General features: G+C 44.7%; 17 protein-coding genes and 1 pseudogene. 13 read left to right on the forward strand and 5 right to left on the reverse strand.

What is annotated here, in order from left to right:
- From RT269_RS04895 to RT269_RS04930, 8 genes and pseudogenes are all read left to right on the forward strand, one after another.
- A pseudogene (locus RT269_RS04895) lies at positions 1–191 on the forward strand (6-phospho-beta-glucosidase); the annotation flags it as partial.
- Between the two features lie 201 nt (positions 192–392).
- Positions 393–1,139 carry a MurR/RpiR family transcriptional regulator gene (locus tag RT269_RS04900; protein WP_313180926.1) on the forward strand — a complete coding sequence of 249 codons (747 nt, stop codon included), beginning with the start codon at positions 393–395 and terminating at the stop codon, positions 1,137–1,139.
- A gap of 171 nt (positions 1,140–1,310) precedes the next feature.
- A complete protein-coding gene (locus RT269_RS04905) occupies positions 1,311–1,541 on the forward strand; it encodes a tyrosine-protein phosphatase (RefSeq protein WP_313180928.1) in 231 nt (76 codons plus the stop codon).
- 190 nt (positions 1,542–1,731) lie between these two features.
- A complete protein-coding gene (locus tag RT269_RS04910; RefSeq protein ID WP_313180929.1) occupies positions 1,732–2,220 on the forward strand; it encodes a MarR family winged helix-turn-helix transcriptional regulator in 489 nt (162 codons plus the stop codon).
- Positions 2,221–2,327: 107 nt separating this feature from the next.
- The gene (locus RT269_RS04915; RefSeq protein ID WP_331664073.1) at positions 2,328–4,058 is read left to right on the forward strand and encodes an ABC transporter ATP-binding protein; all 1,731 of its coding nucleotides are present in this window, start codon (positions 2,328–2,330) and stop codon (positions 4,056–4,058) included.
- Positions 4,055–5,893, forward strand: coding sequence for an ABC transporter ATP-binding protein (locus RT269_RS04920; protein WP_313180933.1), 1,839 nt, complete (start codon positions 4,055–4,057; stop codon positions 5,891–5,893). Before RT269_RS04915 ends, RT269_RS04920 begins: the two co-directional genes overlap by 4 nt.
- Positions 5,894–5,912: 19 nt before the next feature.
- Positions 5,913–6,593, forward strand: coding sequence for an efflux RND transporter periplasmic adaptor subunit (locus RT269_RS04925; protein ID WP_313180934.1), 681 nt, complete (start codon positions 5,913–5,915; stop codon positions 6,591–6,593).
- 26 nt (positions 6,594–6,619) lie between these two features.
- The gene (locus RT269_RS04930; RefSeq protein WP_313180936.1) at positions 6,620–7,792 is read left to right on the forward strand and encodes an efflux RND transporter periplasmic adaptor subunit; all 1,173 of its coding nucleotides are present in this window, start codon (positions 6,620–6,622) and stop codon (positions 7,790–7,792) included.
- A 100-nt stretch (positions 7,793–7,892) separates the two neighbouring features.
- Here the strand turns inward: RT269_RS04930 and RT269_RS04935 are convergent, their stop codons facing one another.
- Positions 7,893–8,315 (reverse strand): winged helix-turn-helix transcriptional regulator, encoded by a 423-nt coding sequence (locus RT269_RS04935; protein ID WP_313180937.1) that lies wholly within the window; start codon positions 8,313–8,315, stop codon positions 7,893–7,895.
- Positions 8,316–8,459: 144 nt separating this feature from the next.
- On the opposite strand from RT269_RS04935, the gene RT269_RS04940 reads away from it, so the two are divergent.
- The gene (locus tag RT269_RS04940) at positions 8,460–8,852 is read left to right on the forward strand and encodes a pyridoxamine 5'-phosphate oxidase family protein (RefSeq protein WP_313180939.1); all 393 of its coding nucleotides are present in this window, start codon (positions 8,460–8,462) and stop codon (positions 8,850–8,852) included.
- A gap of 187 nt (positions 8,853–9,039) precedes the next feature.
- On the opposite strand, the gene larE is transcribed toward RT269_RS04940, so the two are convergent.
- Together larE and RT269_RS04950 are read right to left on the reverse strand one after the other, a co-directional pair.
- The gene (gene larE, locus RT269_RS04945; protein ID WP_313180940.1) at positions 9,040–9,876 is read right to left on the reverse strand and encodes an ATP-dependent sacrificial sulfur transferase LarE; all 837 of its coding nucleotides are present in this window, start codon (positions 9,874–9,876) and stop codon (positions 9,040–9,042) included.
- A 357-nt stretch (positions 9,877–10,233) separates the two neighbouring features.
- The gene (locus RT269_RS04950; protein WP_313180941.1) at positions 10,234–10,875 is read right to left on the reverse strand and encodes a superoxide dismutase; all 642 of its coding nucleotides are present in this window, start codon (positions 10,873–10,875) and stop codon (positions 10,234–10,236) included.
- A 275-nt stretch (positions 10,876–11,150) separates the two neighbouring features.
- Between RT269_RS04950 and RT269_RS04955 the strand changes: the two genes are divergently transcribed.
- From RT269_RS04955 to RT269_RS04970, 4 genes are read left to right on the forward strand one after another with little or no spacing between them, the layout of a single operon-like run.
- Positions 11,151–12,533, forward strand: a complete 1,383-nt coding sequence (locus tag RT269_RS04955; RefSeq protein WP_313180943.1) for an efflux RND transporter periplasmic adaptor subunit — start codon at positions 11,151–11,153, stop codon at positions 12,531–12,533.
- A 12-nt stretch (positions 12,534–12,545) separates the two neighbouring features.
- Positions 12,546–13,337 (forward strand): ABC transporter ATP-binding protein, encoded by a 792-nt coding sequence (locus RT269_RS04960; RefSeq protein ID WP_313180944.1) that lies wholly within the window; start codon positions 12,546–12,548, stop codon positions 13,335–13,337.
- A complete protein-coding gene (locus RT269_RS04965) occupies positions 13,331–14,539 on the forward strand; it encodes an ABC transporter permease (RefSeq protein WP_313180946.1) in 1,209 nt (402 codons plus the stop codon). Before RT269_RS04960 ends, RT269_RS04965 begins: the two co-directional genes overlap by 7 nt.
- Before the next feature lie 14 nt (positions 14,540–14,553).
- Entirely contained in the window at positions 14,554–15,765 is a 1,212-nt protein-coding gene (locus tag RT269_RS04970) for an ABC transporter permease (protein ID WP_313180948.1), read from the forward strand.
- Between the two features lie 61 nt (positions 15,766–15,826).
- On the opposite strand, the gene RT269_RS04975 is transcribed toward RT269_RS04970, so the two are convergent.
- Together RT269_RS04975 and RT269_RS04980 are read right to left on the reverse strand one after the other, a co-directional pair.
- Complete coding sequence (locus RT269_RS04975) at positions 15,827–17,161, reverse strand: serine hydrolase domain-containing protein (RefSeq protein WP_313180950.1); 1,335 nt, start codon at positions 17,159–17,161, stop codon at positions 15,827–15,829.
- A partial coding sequence (locus RT269_RS04980; protein ID WP_313180951.1) for a helix-turn-helix domain-containing protein occupies positions 17,148–18,230 on the reverse strand: 1,083 nt, incomplete at its 5' end. The genes RT269_RS04975 and RT269_RS04980, both read right to left, overlap by 14 nt.

Here is an 18,230-nt window from a genome sequence, read left to right on the forward strand (position 1 = left end):
TGGAATTAACGACCATTAAAGCAGCGGTAACCGGTGATTACGGAACTGCCCAACAGGCATTTACCATAAATCCTCTGGTTCCCAGCGGCAAAATTGCTAAGACGGTTTTAGATGAATTATTAGTCGCTCATAAGGAACATTTACCTCAGTTCAAAGAAACGATTGATCATTTGGAAGCTGAGAACAGCTAAGCTTTCGTATTTTAATTACTTTTTTGCTGTGAAAGGAGTCATTGCATGCTGACATAAAAGCTAGCTGCAATGACTCTTTTTGGTGGTTAAGGAATTCCTGTTCATTGAAAATACAACCCTTTTATGTTAAAATAAAAAAGAAAACTGCACAGTAAATTGGAATATTAGAATTGAAATTAATATAAAAGGCGGTAGCGGAATATGATAATGTTTTCCAATCAGGTACTAAACCAGTTTAGTGAACTTGATTATGAGGTCTATAATTTCATATTGAAAAACAGCGAGAAGATTCCTTATATGACCATTCGCGAATTTGCAAACGAGGCCCATGTTTCCACAACGACCATAGCCCGGTTCTGCAGGAAAGTAAACTGTAATGGATTTTCTGAGTTTAAGATTAGATTTAAAATGGAGCAGGAGAGTACAAAAACGATTCGGCAGGGATTTGATTTTAGTTCCATTTTAGACTTTTTTCAAAGGATTGAGACGGAATCTTTTCATGAACAGCTTAAATCTATCGCCAATATTATTGCAGAAAAGAAGCAGATTATTTTTCTTGGAATAGGCAATTCTGGAATTATTGCTGAGTATGCAAGCCGATACTTTTGCAATATGGGTATATTTGCCACAGGGATCAATAATCCTATGTTTCCTATTAGTCTGGAATTTCCAAAAGAAAGCATTATCATTATCCTTTCTGTGGAGGGGGAAACAGACGTACTCATTGAGAATTCAGAGATAATTAAACAGAGCAATAGTACGGTAGTATCAGTTACTAACAGTAAAAACAGTACATTGGCCAGGATTTCTGATCACAATATCTCTTATTATATCCAGGGAGAACGGACGGACTATAAGAAGATGAAGGTGGATATAACCTCCCAGATACCGGCAGTTTATATCGTGGAAGCATTGGCTAAGCTGACGGTGCAGAGAAAACAGGGTTGAGAATGGAATAAGATAAGGGGAAACAATACCCTGCAGGCAAAGCACAGAAAGGTTGTGCTTTGCCTGCAGGGTATTTTTATGTTTCATACCAACAATCAAATCCAATTTTGAAAAGTTCCGAATTCAATAGAGAAGATTTCCATATGGAGTTTAAATTACCTGGATGATAGGATGAAGACAGGAGAGGGGTGCCATGAATACAAGGTTGACAGAAATACTGAATATGCTGAAGCCGGGATGCTATGTGACTGCAAAAGAACTGGCAGAAAGATTGGGAGTAAGTATATCAGGGCTGCTTTTGAGGAGGTGGACAGTCTGGGAGGAATGGAGGCTTATCTGGATCGGGTCATTGGATTTTATGAAGCCGATAGAATGCGGCTTAAAGAGATTTATTTGGAATAGAATAAAAATTGCTGGGCATCCAATGGGGAAGCTTATATGATTTTTTGTCACTGGATTATGCTGGATGTATTCCCGGTAATGTGTCGAATCTTAACGAAAAAATAATTGACACATCGTTTAATTGGATGTAGAATGATAAACATTGAAAATTGTTAACATTGTTAAGTGAAAAAAATAGGGGGGTTTTATAGTGAAAGATGGACAGGAAGAGTACATAAAGAAGTTTAAAACGGAATTAGCTATGATGATGGGAAGAAAGCAAAGCATCCATAGAAACTGTGTGCCGGAAGGTGTCACACGCAGCGAGTTCTTTGCACTGCATCAAATATGGACCGGTATGAATGAAAATCCGGAAAAGAAGTGGATTCATGTATCTGATTTGGCAAAGAGGATGAATATCGCATTATCGGCAGCATCCCGGATGCTGAATTCACTGGAGGAGAGGGGCTTGATATACAGAGAAATAGATCCCAAAAGCCGCAGGAATATCTGTGTTTCCTTAACGGAAGATGGAGAAAAATTATGGAAGAAGTGCTCGGGAGGTATGAGCGACCTCCTGGAGAGGGTAATTATTGGCATGGGAGAAGAGGACGCAAGTAAATTGATTGAATTGTGGAAAAGGTTTACAGAACTAATGGAGAAAGAAGTGGATTCGATGATGAAAGAAAAGGATATGTGAGGAATAAAGTAGATTGCAGAGGATAAAGACAGATTTAGAAAAGACAGACAGATCTACAAAATGTTTGAAAGAAAGTATTAGAGATGAAAGGAAAGGAGGGAATAAATGTGAAAATATTTTTTCGGTATTTTAAACCATATATTTTATTTTTAGCAGTGTCTATAGCACTGTTATATAGTCAGGCGACTTGTGACTTATCACTTCCTGATTTCATGTCTGATATTGTAAATAAAGGAATAACAACGGGCAACACCTCTTACATTCTGAAAGTGGGATTTCAAATGTTAGGCATTGCCCTTATTAGTGCCTGCTGTACGATTTTAGTGGGTTTCATTGCCGCCAGAATAGCAGCCGGTGTCAGCCGGGATATGCGCCAGGACATTTTCACGAAGATAGAGAGCTTTTCTAATACAGAGCTTGAGAAGTACTCCACTTCTTCCCTGATCACAAGGACAACAAACGATATCACCCAGATCCAGCAGTTGATCGTTATGGTGATCCGGATTGTATTTTACGCTCCGATCATGGGTGTTGGAGGCGTGATCCATGCACTGGACAAAAACAAGTCAATGTCATGGATTATTGCACTTTCCGTGGCGTTATTGTTAGTAGTGGTTTTCAGTATGCTTGCGGTTGTTATGCCAAGTTTTCAATTTGTTCAGAAGCTGATTGACCGATTAAACCTGGTAGTAAGAGAAAGCCTGGAAGGAACGCTGGTGATCAGGGCATTTAACACCCAGCGTTTTGAGGAAAAACGGTTTGAAAAGGTGAATGTAAGGCTGACTGAGACAAATTTGTTTGTCAATAGAGTCACCTCCGGTATGATGCCGGCCATGATGCTGATTATGAATCTGACCAACCTTCTGATCATATGGGTAGGGTCAAAGGCAGTATCCTCCTTCCGTATGGAGGTGGGAGATATGATGGCCTATATGCAGTACGTTATGCAGATCATCATGGCATTTCTGATGATGACCATGATGTTCATTATGATCCCAAGGGCGATCGTTTCCATCAGGCGTGTTGTGGAAGTGCTTCAGACGGAGCCTTCCATTGCAGACCCCATGGATGCGGCTGAAATTCCAAAGTCTCCCAAGGGGGTCGTGGAATACCGGGATGTATCGTTCCGGTATCCGGATGCAGAGGAGGATGTGTTACATAACATTACGTTTACGGCGATGCCGGGGCATACCACGGCATTTATCGGCGCTACGGGAAGCGGAAAAAGCACGCTGGTGAACTTACTTCCCAGATTCTACGATGTGACGTCAGGAGAAATCCTGATTGATGGAATAAATGTAAAGAACTGGCCCATTCATCAATTACGGGAGACAATCGGATTTGTTCCCCAAAAAGGGATCTTATTTTCAGGGACAATTGAAAGCAACCTGATGTATGGAGACCGGAAGGCCACCAGGGAACAGATAGAAGAGGCTGCGGATACAGCTCAGGCTACAGAATTTATCCATTCCAAGGCGGAGGGCTTAGAATCATCCATTGCCCAGGGCGGAGGAAATGTATCCGGCGGACAAAAACAGCGTCTTTCCATCGCCCGTGCACTTGTAAAAAGAGCGCCTGTTAATGTGTTCGATGACAGCTTTTCCGCCCTGGATTTTAAAACAGATGCAAAGCTTCGGGCGGCCCTTCGAGAAAAAACCGGTGACAGCACGATCTTTTTGGTGGCACAGCGCATCAGCACGATCATGAATGCAGACCAGATCATTGTTTTGGAGCATGGCAGGATTGCCGGAAAAGGAAGTCACCGGGAATTGATGAAAACCTGTGAGGTTTACCGGGAGATTGCATTGTCACAGCTTAGCGAGGAGGAATTGAAATGACAGAGAAAAAACCATCCAGTTCCCCCATGGGCCCAGGAGGCGGAATCCATGGCAAGCCTGAGAGTGCAAAGGACTTTAAAGGAACCATGCTGCACCTGGTTGATTATTTAAAGCCATATAAAAACTCCGTATTTGTCGTGATTCTGTTTGCCAGCTGTTCCTCCGTGTTTTCCATTGCAGGACCAAAGATTTTGGGAAAGGCCACGACCAAGCTGTTTGAAGGCCTGATTGCCTGGGCAATGGGGACCGGATTATTGACGGATTTCCGGTATATCCGAAACCGTCTGCTGCTTTTGGTGGTGCTTTATCTGGTGTCAGCGGTATTTTCTTACTTGCAGAGCTATATCATGTCCGGCATCAGCATGAAGGTCACTTATGAGCTCAGGAAAAACATTTCAGAAAAAATGAACCGTCTTCCCCTTAATTATTATGACACAAGAACTCATGGTGAGATTTTGTCAAGGATCACCAATGATGTGGATACGGTGAGCCAGACATTAAATCAGAGTCTGACCCAGATCATCACCTCAGTGACCACACTGGTGGGAATCGTGATCATGATGATATCCATCAGCGTCCGGATGACCCTGGTTGCTGTTTTGGTCCTTTTCGTTTCCATGGGCCTGATTATGGGTGTGGTAAAGAAATCCCAGAAATATTTCCAGAAGCAGCAGGAGAGCCTGGGATACTTAAACGGCCATATTGAAGAAATCTACAGCGGCCATAATGTGGTTCAGATATTTAACGGAGAAAAGGAAGCAATTGAAAAATTCCGGACCATCAACCATAAATTATATGGGTCGGCCTGGAAATCCCAGTTTTTATCAGGTATGATGATGCCCATCATGACCTTTGTCAGCAACTTAGGCTATGTCGGTGTCTGTCTGTTAGGCGGATATTTAACGGTAGAAAAGGTGATAGAGATTGGAGACGTTCAGGCATTTATCCAATACATGAGGTCCTTTATGCAGCCCATTTCCCAGATTGCCAACGTATCCAACACACTGCAGTCCACAGCGGCAGCTGCTGAGCGTGTATTTGAGTTTTTAGATGAGCAGGATGAGGTACCGGAAAGCGAGACGCCGATCAAACTGAAGGAGATCCAGGGAAATGTGGAATTTAAAAATGTTAGTTTTGGCTATTCACCGAATACAATGATTATCCACGATTTCTCTTCCGCCATAAATGCAGGTCAGATGGTCGCCATCGTAGGTCCCACTGGAGCGGGTAAAACAACAGTGGTGAAATTGCTGATGAGATTTTATGAATTAAATTCCGGTCATATTTTGATCGACGGTCATGACACCCTGGATTTTACAAGAGGGGACTTACGATCCATGTTCGGTATGGTGCTCCAGGAAACATGGCTGTATAATGCAACCGTTATGGATAATATCCGGTATGGAAATTTTGATAAGACAGATGAAGAAGTCATAGAGGCGGCAAAAGCGGCTCACTGTGATGAATTCATCCGGTCATTGCCGGGAGGTTATCACATGCTGATCAACGAAGAATCCAGCAACCTATCCCAGGGGCAAAAGCAGCTTTTGACGATTGCCAGGACGATTTTAGCGGATCCCAGGATCTTGATACTGGATGAGGCAACCAGTTCCATTGATACAAGAACAGAAGTCTTGATCCAAAAGGCCATGGGTAAATTGATGCAGGGCAGAACCAGCTTTGTTATTGCCCACCGCCTTTCCACCATTCGGGATGCAGACTTGATTCTGGTAATGAAGGACGGCGATATCATAGAACAGGGAAATCATGAATCGTTGTTGGTAAAGAAAGGATTTTATGCAGATCTGTACCACAGTCAGTTTGCAGATCAATAATAGAATGGAGAGAAAAAATATGCAGGAAAACAAACATATTAATATTGAGGATCAGGAAATAAAGACAGGAGCAGGAAAACTAAAAAAGATCATAGCCCCCCTGCTGATCATACTGGTGCTTGCCGGATGCGGGGTCGGATATTATATCTATGATTCCAGTGTCTCTTACTTTAAAACCAATAACGCAAAAGTAACGGCAAAGCTGTATTCCATAAAAGCGGTAGCAAGCGGTAAGCTTTTATCATGGGATGTGGAAAATGGGGACTTAGTAGAGCAGGATCAGGTGATGGGACGGCAGGAGGTCCTTCCTTACATTAGTTCCCCCATTACAGGAACTGTAGTAAAAAATGACGGAGCCGTGAATCAGACGGTGGCCCTGGGATCAGAACTGGCGCAGGTAGCCGATACCTCGAATCTTTACATAGGGGTAAATGTGGAAGAAACAGATATCATGAAGGTTCACTTAGGACAGCGGGTGGATGTGAAAATCGATGCATATCCCGGAAAAACCTTTAAGGGACAGGTGACGGAGATCGACCCGGCCACGCAAACCTATTTTTCCGGTAATATGAGCTTTAACACCAGCGGGGAATATACAAAAGTGACGCAGCTGATACCAATTAAGGTGACGATTGAAAACGAAGAAGATCTTCCCCTTGTTTTTGGGATGAATGCATCTGTTAAAATACATCTGAAATGAAAAGGGCTTACAGGAGGTCGGAAAAGATGAGAAAATTGATCACAGGTTTTATGGCAACGGCAATGCTGGTGTGCCTTCTTACCGGATGTGCGGGAGAGAGTAAACAGACTGAGGTAACCGTAGCGGTAGCGAAATCAGGTAAGGATTTATCCACCATGGTGTGGCAGGGAACCGTGGAAGCGCTCAGCAGTGTTGATGTGATGCCAAACAGCAATGGAAAAATTTTAGAGATCCCGGTAAAGCAAGGGGATCATATAAATGCAGGTGACGTTTTGTTCCAGGTAGATAATCAGGATGCAAAGCTTCAGTTAGAACAGGCAAAGGCAGGCTACCAGGCGGCAGAAGCCGCTTTTAAAAATGCAGAGAAGGCAAGCCAGCAAAATACAAGCGTAAAGCCGGCGGAGATTGCTTTTCAAACAGCCAGAGATAATTTTAGCCGGATGGAAGCCCTGTATGCCGGCGGAGCTATTTCCCAGGCAGAATATGAAGGTGCCAAGGCACAGATGGATTCGGCGTCCGTACAGCTTCAGGCGGCTAGAAACGGGCAGACAGGCAATTATGAGGTCACAAAGGCCCAGATGGACAGCGCTAAGGCGGCCCTGGATATTGTGCAGAAAAAATACGATGACTGCACGGTTACTTCACCCATATCCGGAATGATAACCAATGTTTTTGTGGAGGTTGGCCAAATGGTCTCCCCCCAGGTTAAGGCCATGGCGGTTATTGACGACAGCGGCAAGAAGGTGAAGATCCAGGTGGCTGATATGGATATTGACCAGCTGAAAGCAGGAATGCCTATGAATGTCAGCCTTCAGTCATTGGGTGAGAGCTGCCAGGGAACTATTACCGAGATATCCGCAGTCAGCAATGCTTCCACAGGGATGTTCACCGTGACCGTTCAGCTGGAAGAGGCAAGCAAGGTCAGCTATATTGGCATGACGGCGGATCTAAGGGTGTCCGATAATAAGGAAAACACTTCTGTATACATTCCGGCAAAATGTATCCAGTCCGATGATTCCGGGTCTTTCGTTTATAAGGTTTCAAGTGGAACCGTGGTAAAGACGGCGGTCACAGAGGGAAAGAAAAAGAACGCTTATTATGAGGTATCCCAGGGCTTGTCCGAAGGGGATGAAGTGGTAATGCAGAGCAGCAGTCCCCTGGAAGACGGCAAAAAGGTTCATGTACTGACTGTAAAGTAAGCCGGAATCAGGTAAAAGAACATAAGAAAAGCACCGCCTTGTATTGCCTGGCCGGTTAAGCGGGCAGGTACAAGGCGGTGCCTGTTTATAGGCAGATTAATTATAAATCCTCAATGGCTTCCTTCTCAAGATTTAACATCTCATGACATTTTGAACAGGGAAAGTTATTGGCGATGCAGATATCAACATTGCAGGTGGTCGTTTTATTTATGTATGATGCACCCCACTCCATAATTTGAGTCATTATGGGAATAAAGCTCTCCCCAATGCTCGTTATGGAATACTCTACTTTTGGCGGCACTTCCTTATATACTTCTCGATGAATGAGATTATCTCGTTCCAATTCCTTCAGCTGCTGTACCAGGACCCCGCGGGACACATCAGGTATAAGCTTTTGCAGCTCACCAAACCGCCTTGTTTTGCGGCTGACAATCCATAAAATAGTCAATTTCCATTTGCCCATCAATAAATTCTGCGTTACATTTACGGGACATAATTTGTTTGCATCAAATTTATCAGACATCAATCATCCGCTCCTTTTCTAATAGTCATATTTTTATGACTATGTCATAATCATATGCCTACTTGTAAAGCATATCTTATTGTCGTACTATTATATAGCAAAGAAAAACAGCAGTCAATCCCTACGAATATGGAGGATAAGCGAGTGAAAGAAGTTTATGAATTTTTAAAAAAGTGTGAAACATATTATATTGCAACCATGGATGGCGATCAGCCAAGAGTCCGCCCATTTGGCACAGTGGACATTTTTGAAGGCAAACTTTATTTTCAAACCGGCAAGGTGAAAAAAGTATCAAAGCAGATTCATGCCAACCCGAAAATTGAAATTTCCGGTATGGCTGATGGGAAGTGGATCCGCATAGAAGCTTCTGCTATTGAGGATGACAGGGTGGAAGCAAGACAGCATATGCTGGATGCTTATCCCATTCTGCAGAAAAATTATAGGGCTGATGATGGCAATACCGAGGTTTTTTATCTTAACGATGCTATCGCAACGATTTCTTCGTTTACGGACGAGCCAAAGGTCATTCAATTTTAACGTAACTACCTGCCCGCATTGCCGGGTCTCATGGTCAATGAAACCGGCCAATGGGTTTCACACAGTATACAACAAGACACCGCTTCGCGCATGCCTGGCTGTTATTTGACCAGGCGTGCACCAGGCGGTGTTTTTTCTGCTTCTGGAGATTTCAGGGGAGACCGGAGGTCGGACACCGTATTTTTGATCACATATGCTTACCGGCTTCTATTACATCGTCTTCAAGCATTTCATTCATACTCCCGGTACGGTAGCCCAATAAATCCAGGGTAATATATGTAAATCCAATTTCTTTTAATGCGCAATGAATTTTTTCGCGGTTGTCCGGGGAAAGCATGATAGAGAATCCAGCCGCGTCGGTTTCGATTCGCGCAAGCTTGCCGTGATAACGGACCCGCACCTGGCGGAAACCCATATCTAAAAGAAACTGTTCCGCTTTATCGATCATTGTTAAACGCGGGATGTTAATTTCTTCACCATAAGGGAAGCGGGAGGAAAGGCAGGCAAAGGATTGCTTATTCCATGTCGGCAATTCCATTTCTTTAGAAAGCTGCCGGATTTCTTGTTTGCTTAATTCTGCATAGCGCAAAGGACTTTTTACATCCAGCTCTGCAACTGCAATCAAACCGGGACGATAGTCGCCGTTATCATCCATATTAGAACCTTCGGCAACATGGCTGATCCCGTGTTCTTTTGCAACACTCCAGATTTTTGTGAACAATTCCTGTTTGCAAAGATAACAGCGGTTTGGGGGATTTTTAGAAAACCCGTCTATCTCAAGTTCTTCGGAATCGCAAATGAAATGAACAATCCCTTCTTTTTTGCAAAAAGCGGCTGCTTCGTCAAGTTCTCTCTTTGGGAAAGAGCATGAGCGGGCCGTAACAGCTATGACCTTATTGCCCAAAACATCATGAGCGCATTTTAATAAGAACGTAGAATCGACACCGCTGGAAAACGCGATTGCAACACTTCCTAAATCCTGAAGATAACCTTTTAGTTTTTCGTATTTTTGCTTTGCATCCATGATTTTTAATCCTCCTGATTATTGAAACTATTAGGCAGTTTGGGATCCGGACATATAAAGTCCCTTATTCTCCATAAAATAAAATGATGCCAAAAGACACTTGCGTTACAGCTGTCACGCAAGATACCTTCATGGCATCCGTTTGCTTTTATTGAAAGAACTATAAACATACCTTCATGATATGAATTTCCATCATTTTACTACAAGCATGTGAATCTGTCAATCTTTGAGCCAGAGAAATGCAAATAAAATTGTGTATGCCTGGCTTTTATTAGACCAGGCATACACAAGGCGGTGTTTTTTATTGGAAACAGGTTCCTTCCTCCGCTGAGAATAGGAAGGCATGAAACTTTAGTTTCAGCATTTCTTGCAGCAATCCAGGCATTCCATATAATGCATATTGGCACATTCCCAGTCCACCACATTGAACCAGTTTTGAATGTATGCTTCCCGGTCATTGTAATGCATTAAATAATAGGCATGTTCCCAAACGTCTATGGTAAGTACCGGACAAAGGTTTTGGACAATAGGAGTATCCTGATTTGCAGTGGTTATGATTTGAAGCTTGCAGTTTTGGTCTACAGTCAGCCATGCGTATCCGGAACCAAAAACAGACAGCGCTTTTTCCTTAAACTCATAAAAAAAAGCCTCTATACAGCCGAATTCAGCCACAATTGCATCATAGAGCTTTCCGGCCTGACAGCGTGTTTCAGAGTTTGACATGCCGTTAAAATAAAAGATATGATTGAAAACGCCGCCTCCGTTATTCCGAATGGACTTCCGGATATCTTTTTTCAGACAGTCTGCATTGCAGAGCAGCCTTTCCAGAGACCAGTTTTGCAGGTCCGGACAGTCTTTAAGGGTTTCGTTGAGGTTGTTCACATAGGTTTGTAAGTGCCTGTCATGATGGAGACACATAGTCAGTGCGTCGATGCATGGTTCCAGCGCATCATAAGCATATGGAAGGGGAGGATTTACAAATGGATAATGATCGTTCATTCGATAGTTTCCTATTTCTGTCATTTGTATAATTATATTCAGATAATAAAAGCATGTGAGGGTAAAAACCAATTTGTTATTTTTTTATTTTAATGTTTGTCTGAAAATTAGTGGATAACTTTCCTGATTTCCTCTTTGCTTCTGATGCCTATCCCGGAAGAAGTTCCGGAAAATGGAAAAGTTTAGAAAATAATAAGAATTTTATACTTAAAAAAGTTATATCGGCCCGCTATAATAAAGAAAAAAGAAGTGTCAAGCACAGGAGGGAAACGGGCATGAACATATTTAAGAACAATATGGAAGAAACAGGCGGAACATCGGAAAAGGAACAAATGTCTGATGAAGCCTTTGATAAAGAGTTAGAAAACCTGATGGAAGAGGAAAATACCGGCAAAAAGAAGAAAAAGAAAGGTCCACGTAAAAAATGGAGCAAAAAGAGAAAGATCATAACCATTGGAGCAGCGGCCATTGGGGCCTTTTTTATTGCCTTTAAAGTTCTTGCAGGAGGCGGCGGCGGAGCGCTACCGGTAACTGTTTCACCTCTGGCCAAGGGAGAGGTGGTTGATATGCTCTCAGTCAGCGGTCCCGTCCAGGGAACAGACAGCGTGGAAGTGGTATCCAATCTTCATGCGGAGATCCTGGAGCTTCCGGTAAAGGAAGGGGACAGGGTGGAAAAAGGGCAGGTTCTGGCATTGCTTGATGACAAGGATGCAAAAAAGGAAGTGGACATTGCCCAGAACGCCTATGATCTGGCTGTCAGCACCTATCAGGATAAGCAGCTGGAAGCAGAGAACGGATATGCAAAGGCAAAGCAGGATTATGAAACAGCCAAGGCCAATTATAACCGGACACTGGCTCTTTACCAGGGAGGAAGCGCTTCTCAGGTGGAGCTTGAAGCTGCTTCTAATACCATGAACGATGCACAGAGGGAAGTGAGTACATATACGTTAAAGAACGGAAGACCTGTGGCAAATGAGACCTATGCCCTGCAGATCGAGAAAGAGGCCTTTGAACTGGAACAGAAGAAGGAAGCGCTTACGAATACCAAAGTTACCAGCCCCATTGCAGGAACCGTAGTAAGAGTTAACTGCAAGGTAGGCCGTTTTGCGGATAAAACCGACGATGACAAACCCATGTTCATTATCAACAACTTAGATGTACTGGAGATGAAGATCAATGTCAGCGAGTATTCCATCGGAAAGGTAGCCATCGGGCAGCCGGTGGAAATCAGCGCCGATATTTTAAGCGGTGAAACCGCAAGAGGTGAGGTCACCGCCATATCACCAACCGGTGAAGAGAAAGGGAATGGTTCCACGGAGAGAGTCATCCCGACCACCATACGGATCATTGATCAGAACACCCGGCTGATTGCAGGCATTACCGCCAAGGCGAAGATCGAGCTTCAAAAAGTGGAAAATGTATGGGTTGTCCCGATTTCCGCGGTTGTCCAGCAGCCGGATGGCAGCATAGCGATCGCTTGTGTAAAGGATAACACCGTATCATTCATTCCGGTAAAAACCGGGGTGGAGAGTGACATCCAGGCGGAAGTCATTCCAGAGGAAGAAGGGGCCTTAACAGAAGGGCTGCAGATAATCGATGCTCCGTCCTCCATGCTTACAGAAGGAATGACAGTAACCGTGATTCCAACCGTTCAGTAAGGGGGAGGCAGTATGTGGAAAAAGAAAGAGAAACTTCCCGATTGCGTAACGGAGAATGTTCGGGAAGATTTGATAAAGCTGGTGGATGTGGTGAAGGTTTATGATACCGGATCCATCAAAGTACTGGGTTTAAAGCGGGTGAACTTAACCATTAAACGAGGAGAATTTGTTGCCATCATGGGGCAGTCCGGCTCGGGAAAATCAACGCTTATGAATATATTAGGATGCCTGGACCGGCCCACCATGGGACATTATTATCTTGACGGCATTGATACGGCAGAACTTTCTGCTGATGACTTATCGGCGATCAGAAACCGCAAGATAGGATTTGTATTCCAGTCCTTTAACTTAATTGCAAGGACTTCTGCGTTAAAGAATGTGGAACTTCCCATGACTTATGCCCATATTTCCAAAAAAACAAGGGAAGAACGTGCCATAATGCTTTTGGAACGGGTGGGCCTTGGAAAAAGATACGAGCATATGCCCAATGAGCTGTCCGGCGGACAGCGGCAGAGAGTAGCCATTGCCAGGGCTTTGGCCAATGAGCCGCCTCTCATTATGGCGGACGAACCTACAGGCAATCTGGATACCGCTTCCTCCGTGGAGATCATGGAGCTGTTCTCCCAGCTTCACCGGGAAGGCGCCACTGTGGTGCTGGTAACCCATGAAGAGAATATTGCTGCATTTGCAGGGCGTATCATACGGTTTCGGGATGGGCAGCTGGTCAGCGATTTACCCAATGTCCCTCGAAATCAGGGACAGGAGGAGGCTGCTAAAACGGAGAAAGAGGGGGCGCCATGCTGATAGAAAATATGAGTATGGCGCTTCACGCCATACGATCCAATAAAATGAGGTCCTTTTTGACCATGCTGGGAATCATCATTGGTATTGGAGCAGTAATTGCTATTGTATCTGTAGGTGACAGTATGAAAAACCTGTTTTCCGATGCCTATAAGGATGTGGGCTTTAACCGGGCCGTTATCATGGTATCCTGGGATGTAACAGATTTCCGCATGACGGATTATTTTACCAGGGATGAGATGGACCGGGTCAGGGAAGTATACCAGGATAAAATTCAGTATATAGACAGCGATGCCAATACCGAGGCAGAGGCCGTCAATGGGCGCAGAAAGGTAAAGTATCAGTTCCAGGGAATTGACTCCAATTATTCCGATGTGCAGCCGCTGGATATTATTTACGGCAGAGCCCTCAATACGGCGGATATAAAAGGGGCGGCAAATCATGTGGTCCTGGAGGATAAGGGGGCAGTGCAGCTGTTCGGTACGGCCGACTGCGTGGGCAGGACTTTCCGCATGACCATAAATAAGGACACTCAGGAATACATGGTTGTGGGAGTCTATCATAAGGATATTTCTCCTATGATGGCCATGCTTTTGGGAAACGGGCAGACGCAGTCAGGATTTCTGCCATATACAGTTCTCACAAAATCCAATGATTACTTCCAAGATCTTAATTTTTATGTCCGGGATGGAGTAGATGTGAAAGCATTCCTTGCAGAACTCACCCGGTACGTGGCAAAATTAAAAGGCCGTCCGGAATCAGAGATCCAGACCATGTCAGTGGTAGAGCAAATGGGAAGCGTAAATACCGGCCTTTCTGCCATGGCGGCAGCGGTAGGTGGAATTGCTGCCATCTCTTTGCTGGTAGGCGGAATCGGAATCATGAATATTATGATGGTTTCTGTCACAGAGCGGACGAGGGAGATCGGGATCCGAAAGGCCCTGGGCGCGAGGACAGGTGACATCATGATCCAGTTTTTGACGGAATCTGCTTTTATGTCGGCCTGCGGAGGGATGATCGGCATCTTTCTTGGAGTAGGTCTTGTGAAAGCAGGAGGAGCCGCCTTCCAGATGACTGTGGTCGTCAGGCCGGCCGTAGTGGTCATGGCTGTTGGTTTCTCGGCTCTTGTGGGTATTTTCTTTGGTCTTTATCCGGCTTCCAAGGCAGCTAAAAAGGATCCCATTGAAGCGTTAAGATATGAATAGGAGGGGAGAACATCATGCTGCTGGAAAATATGAGTATGGCAATTCATGCCATTAAGGCGAACAAGATGCGGTCCTTTCTGACCATGCTTGGAATCATTATTGGCATTGGGTCTGTCATTGCCATCGTGTCCATTGGTGATACCATGCGGTTCATGGTATCTGATCTCTATAAGAATGTGGGAGTTACCCTTGCCTATGTCTACGTCTGGCCAAAGGACGGCGGGGATATGAGGGATAGCGACTACTTTACTCTTGATGAAATGGACCGGCTGAAAGAAGTGTTCGGAGATGAAATCAGTTACATAGACAGCAATGCCAGCACAAAAGCAGAAGCCGTTGTCGGCCGCAATAAAGTCAAGTACCAGTTTGAGGGGATTTTTTCCAATTATCCTAAAGTCCAGAAGATCAACATTATCTATGGCCGTAATTTAAACGAGGCCGATGTAAAAGGAAGAAAGAATAATGTTGTACTGGAGGCAAAGGGAGCAAAAGAGCTTTTTGGCACGGAAAATGCAGTGGGAAAGACATTCCGCACCACCATTTATGGCAATACGGACGATTATAATGTAGTGGGAGTCTACAGAGAGGACTTAAATCCTTTTGAGGCGATGATGGCGGGAACCAACGATACCAGGGCCGGATATGTACCGGATTCTTTATTAACCTGGCCCAATGACAACATTTACGGTCTGCGTCTTTATGCAAAAGATGGAACTGACATGAATGCATTTTCTGAAATGTTCACTTCCTATCTGGCAAAGAACAAGAACCGGAACAAGGAAGATATCACCTTCTATTCGGTGTCCAGTGAAATGGGAAGTGCAGACACCATAATGGGCGGCTTATCTGCTGCTGTAGGCGGAATTGCAGCCATCTCCCTATTGGTTGGAGGGATCGGAATCATGAACATCATGCTGGTATCCGTTACGGAACGGACCCGGGAAATAGGGATCCGTAAGGCCTTAGGTGCTAAAACAAGGGATGTTTTGATCCAGTTTTTGACGGAGTCCGCCATACTTTCCGCTCTGGGAGGGATCCTGGGCGTCAGCGTCGGCGGAGGGCTTGTACTGGCTGGAGGAGCACTGTTTGGCATGAAGGTGGTCATAAAGCCGTCGGTCATCCTGGTAGCTGTGGGATTTTCGGCTTTGGTAGGCTTATTTTTTGGCATTTATCCTGCTTCCAAGGCGGCAAAGGCAGATCCTATTGACGCCCTGAGGTATGAATAAAAGAGAACAGCACCTGTTACAGGTTGGAGAGTCATGTGGATACAGACTTTCCAACCTGTTTTTATTCCTTTATCCCTTCCAGAAATCCCTGAAACTCTTGAAAATATGTTTCCTCTATTTTTTTCATCCATACCGTGATCCTTCCGTCAGACAGCCGGAGCAGGAAATGGATCGAACCCACGCATTCCCCTGCTATCTGGACTGGAAGATACAGGGTATCGTGGCCGGCCCACATTCCCTGCACGGCTATTCTCTGTTCATATCCTTCCAGGACGCTGATGGTCTGGGTATGAAAAGAAAATGGAATATGGAAGGCAGAGTCCGGGCCGGAAAGGGCCAGGGTACCCTCCGCCGGGCCAAAGGAGAGAGAAAGCCTGGAAAAACCGCCTGGATTTGTGAAAAGCCGGTAGGAAGCATCCCAGGACCGGGGACCTGCCGGTTTCCATGTCTGTTCCGGCTGGTCCTGGATCTTTTCAACTGCATCATGGATCAGATCCAGTATTTTCTGGTTTCCGCCTTTTATATTTTGTGTATCAGCCGTGACTACAAAAACCAGATCCGGATCAGGATAGAAGAGAACATACTGCCCTCCCATGCCGTACATGGCAAATCCATTCCGAATGCGCCAGAACTGATATCCGTATCCCTGCTGTTCCTCTGTAGTCTGGCCAAAATGAATGGTAGGAACTTTACATGAAACTGCCTCTCTTAAATAATCTGCAAATTTCCCTCTCCCATTTTTCAGGATATCCATACAGAACCGGCCCAGCTTTAATAAGTCCATGGGGCGTGCCATAAGGCCGGAGCCTCCCATTTCTGAACCAAAGGGATCTAAGATGATGTAGGCCTCCCGGGAAAAAATGGTTTTATCCAGACATTCCTTCCTTAGATAATCCAGAATTCCTTTTCCTGAAAGTTTTTTTACAAGAGCAGCCAGGGTATGGCTGGAGGAGGTGTCATAAAGGAATATCTGACCGCTTCTATGGGAGGGGGGCGTGGTGAAGAAGCTTTCTACCCAGTTTTTGCTTGTATCCGCTTTGTAAGTAGTAGAGGAGTGGCAGGTTTCCATAGAAAGCATATGGCGTATGGTCATCTCTTTCAGCCAGGGATGGACATCCCCGCAGGAACAGTATTCCGGAAAGTGATCCGTGATCCTGTCATCCAGAGAAAGTCTCCCATCTGCGTAAAGGAAGCCTATGGCAAGAGAACAAAGGCTTTTTGTAATGGAAAACATGCGGTGAAGGTCCGTGGCAGTATAGGGCGCTTCATAAGCTTCCTTTAAAAGCGTGCCGCCCTGTTCGGCGAGAAAGCTGTGGATGGGAAGCCCGCTTTCTTTAAGCTCAAGCCAAAGGGCTTCTGTAAATTCTGAAACATTCTTAAATCTACTGTTTTGCATTGACTTTATCCCTCATTTCCTTTGGTGATATCCCAAAATTCTTTTTAAATACGCGCCGGAAGGAGGCGGCATTATTATATCCAAGATACTGGTAAAGGACAGACAGGCTCGTGTCAGATTCCAGGATCATTTCCTTGGCCTTAGCCATGCGCAGCCGCTCCAAGTAGGTGGAAAAGTTTTCGGATACTTCTTTTTTAAACAGATAACTGAAATAATTTTCCGAAATTCCGAATTCATCGGAAATTTTTGTCAAACACAAATTCGGATCGTGATAGTTGCTGTTGATATATTCCTGTATTTTAAGAATCAGCTCATTTCCTTCGGAGCCACACGCGTCACACAGCTGGATCGCAATGGTTTTTAAGCTGTCCAGACTCATTTCCCCTTCAAACTGCTTGTCTACCATATCCAAAAGCTTTAATTTTTCTGGAGCCAGCCCATCCGCGATGATATTGTGCCTCTTTTTAAAAATAGTAGCGCGTACATCAGAGATCAGCCAGCGCTGCTGGGTGTAGGAAAGATTTCTTTTTCCGGTGTTTTCATTCCTGATGAGCTTGAACAGCTCGCAGATCTGATCCTTGTTTCCGATGGAAATAAAACCGCTTAACTGAACGGAAAGGCTTTCCGGGTAGTAATAGACATCACTGGAATGAGTGAAATCACTGCTTAAAATATATTTTTCTACCGTGGTAATTGATTTCGCTTCCTTAGCCTGCTGGTAAGATTTCCAGGTGTAGGAGATGAAACTGTTTCTGCCGCCTAAGCCGCCGCTGATCCAGATCCCGTATTTTTCCAGAAGTTCTTTATGCAGGGCAATAAAAATATCCCTGTCCCGGCTGATGACCTGCTCGGGGGGAATCGATTTATCGGAGGCGATCAAAATGGCGAATGCCCGGTCGGACGGTTTGTAGATATATCCGGTGTCAGGATAGTAGCGGTGCAGGGCCTCCCTTACCAGCATGTCATAGTTCTGGAGGCATAGCTCCAGATCATTGGAGCGGATCATGGAATCTTCGGAGGGGGATACTTCGGTATATAGAACGTGAAATTTAGTATCCGGCCGGTCCAG

Origin of the sequence: Lacrimispora sp., assembly GCF_032078915.1 — a bacterium.
GTDB lineage: Bacteria > Bacillota > Clostridia > Lachnospirales > Lachnospiraceae > Lacrimispora.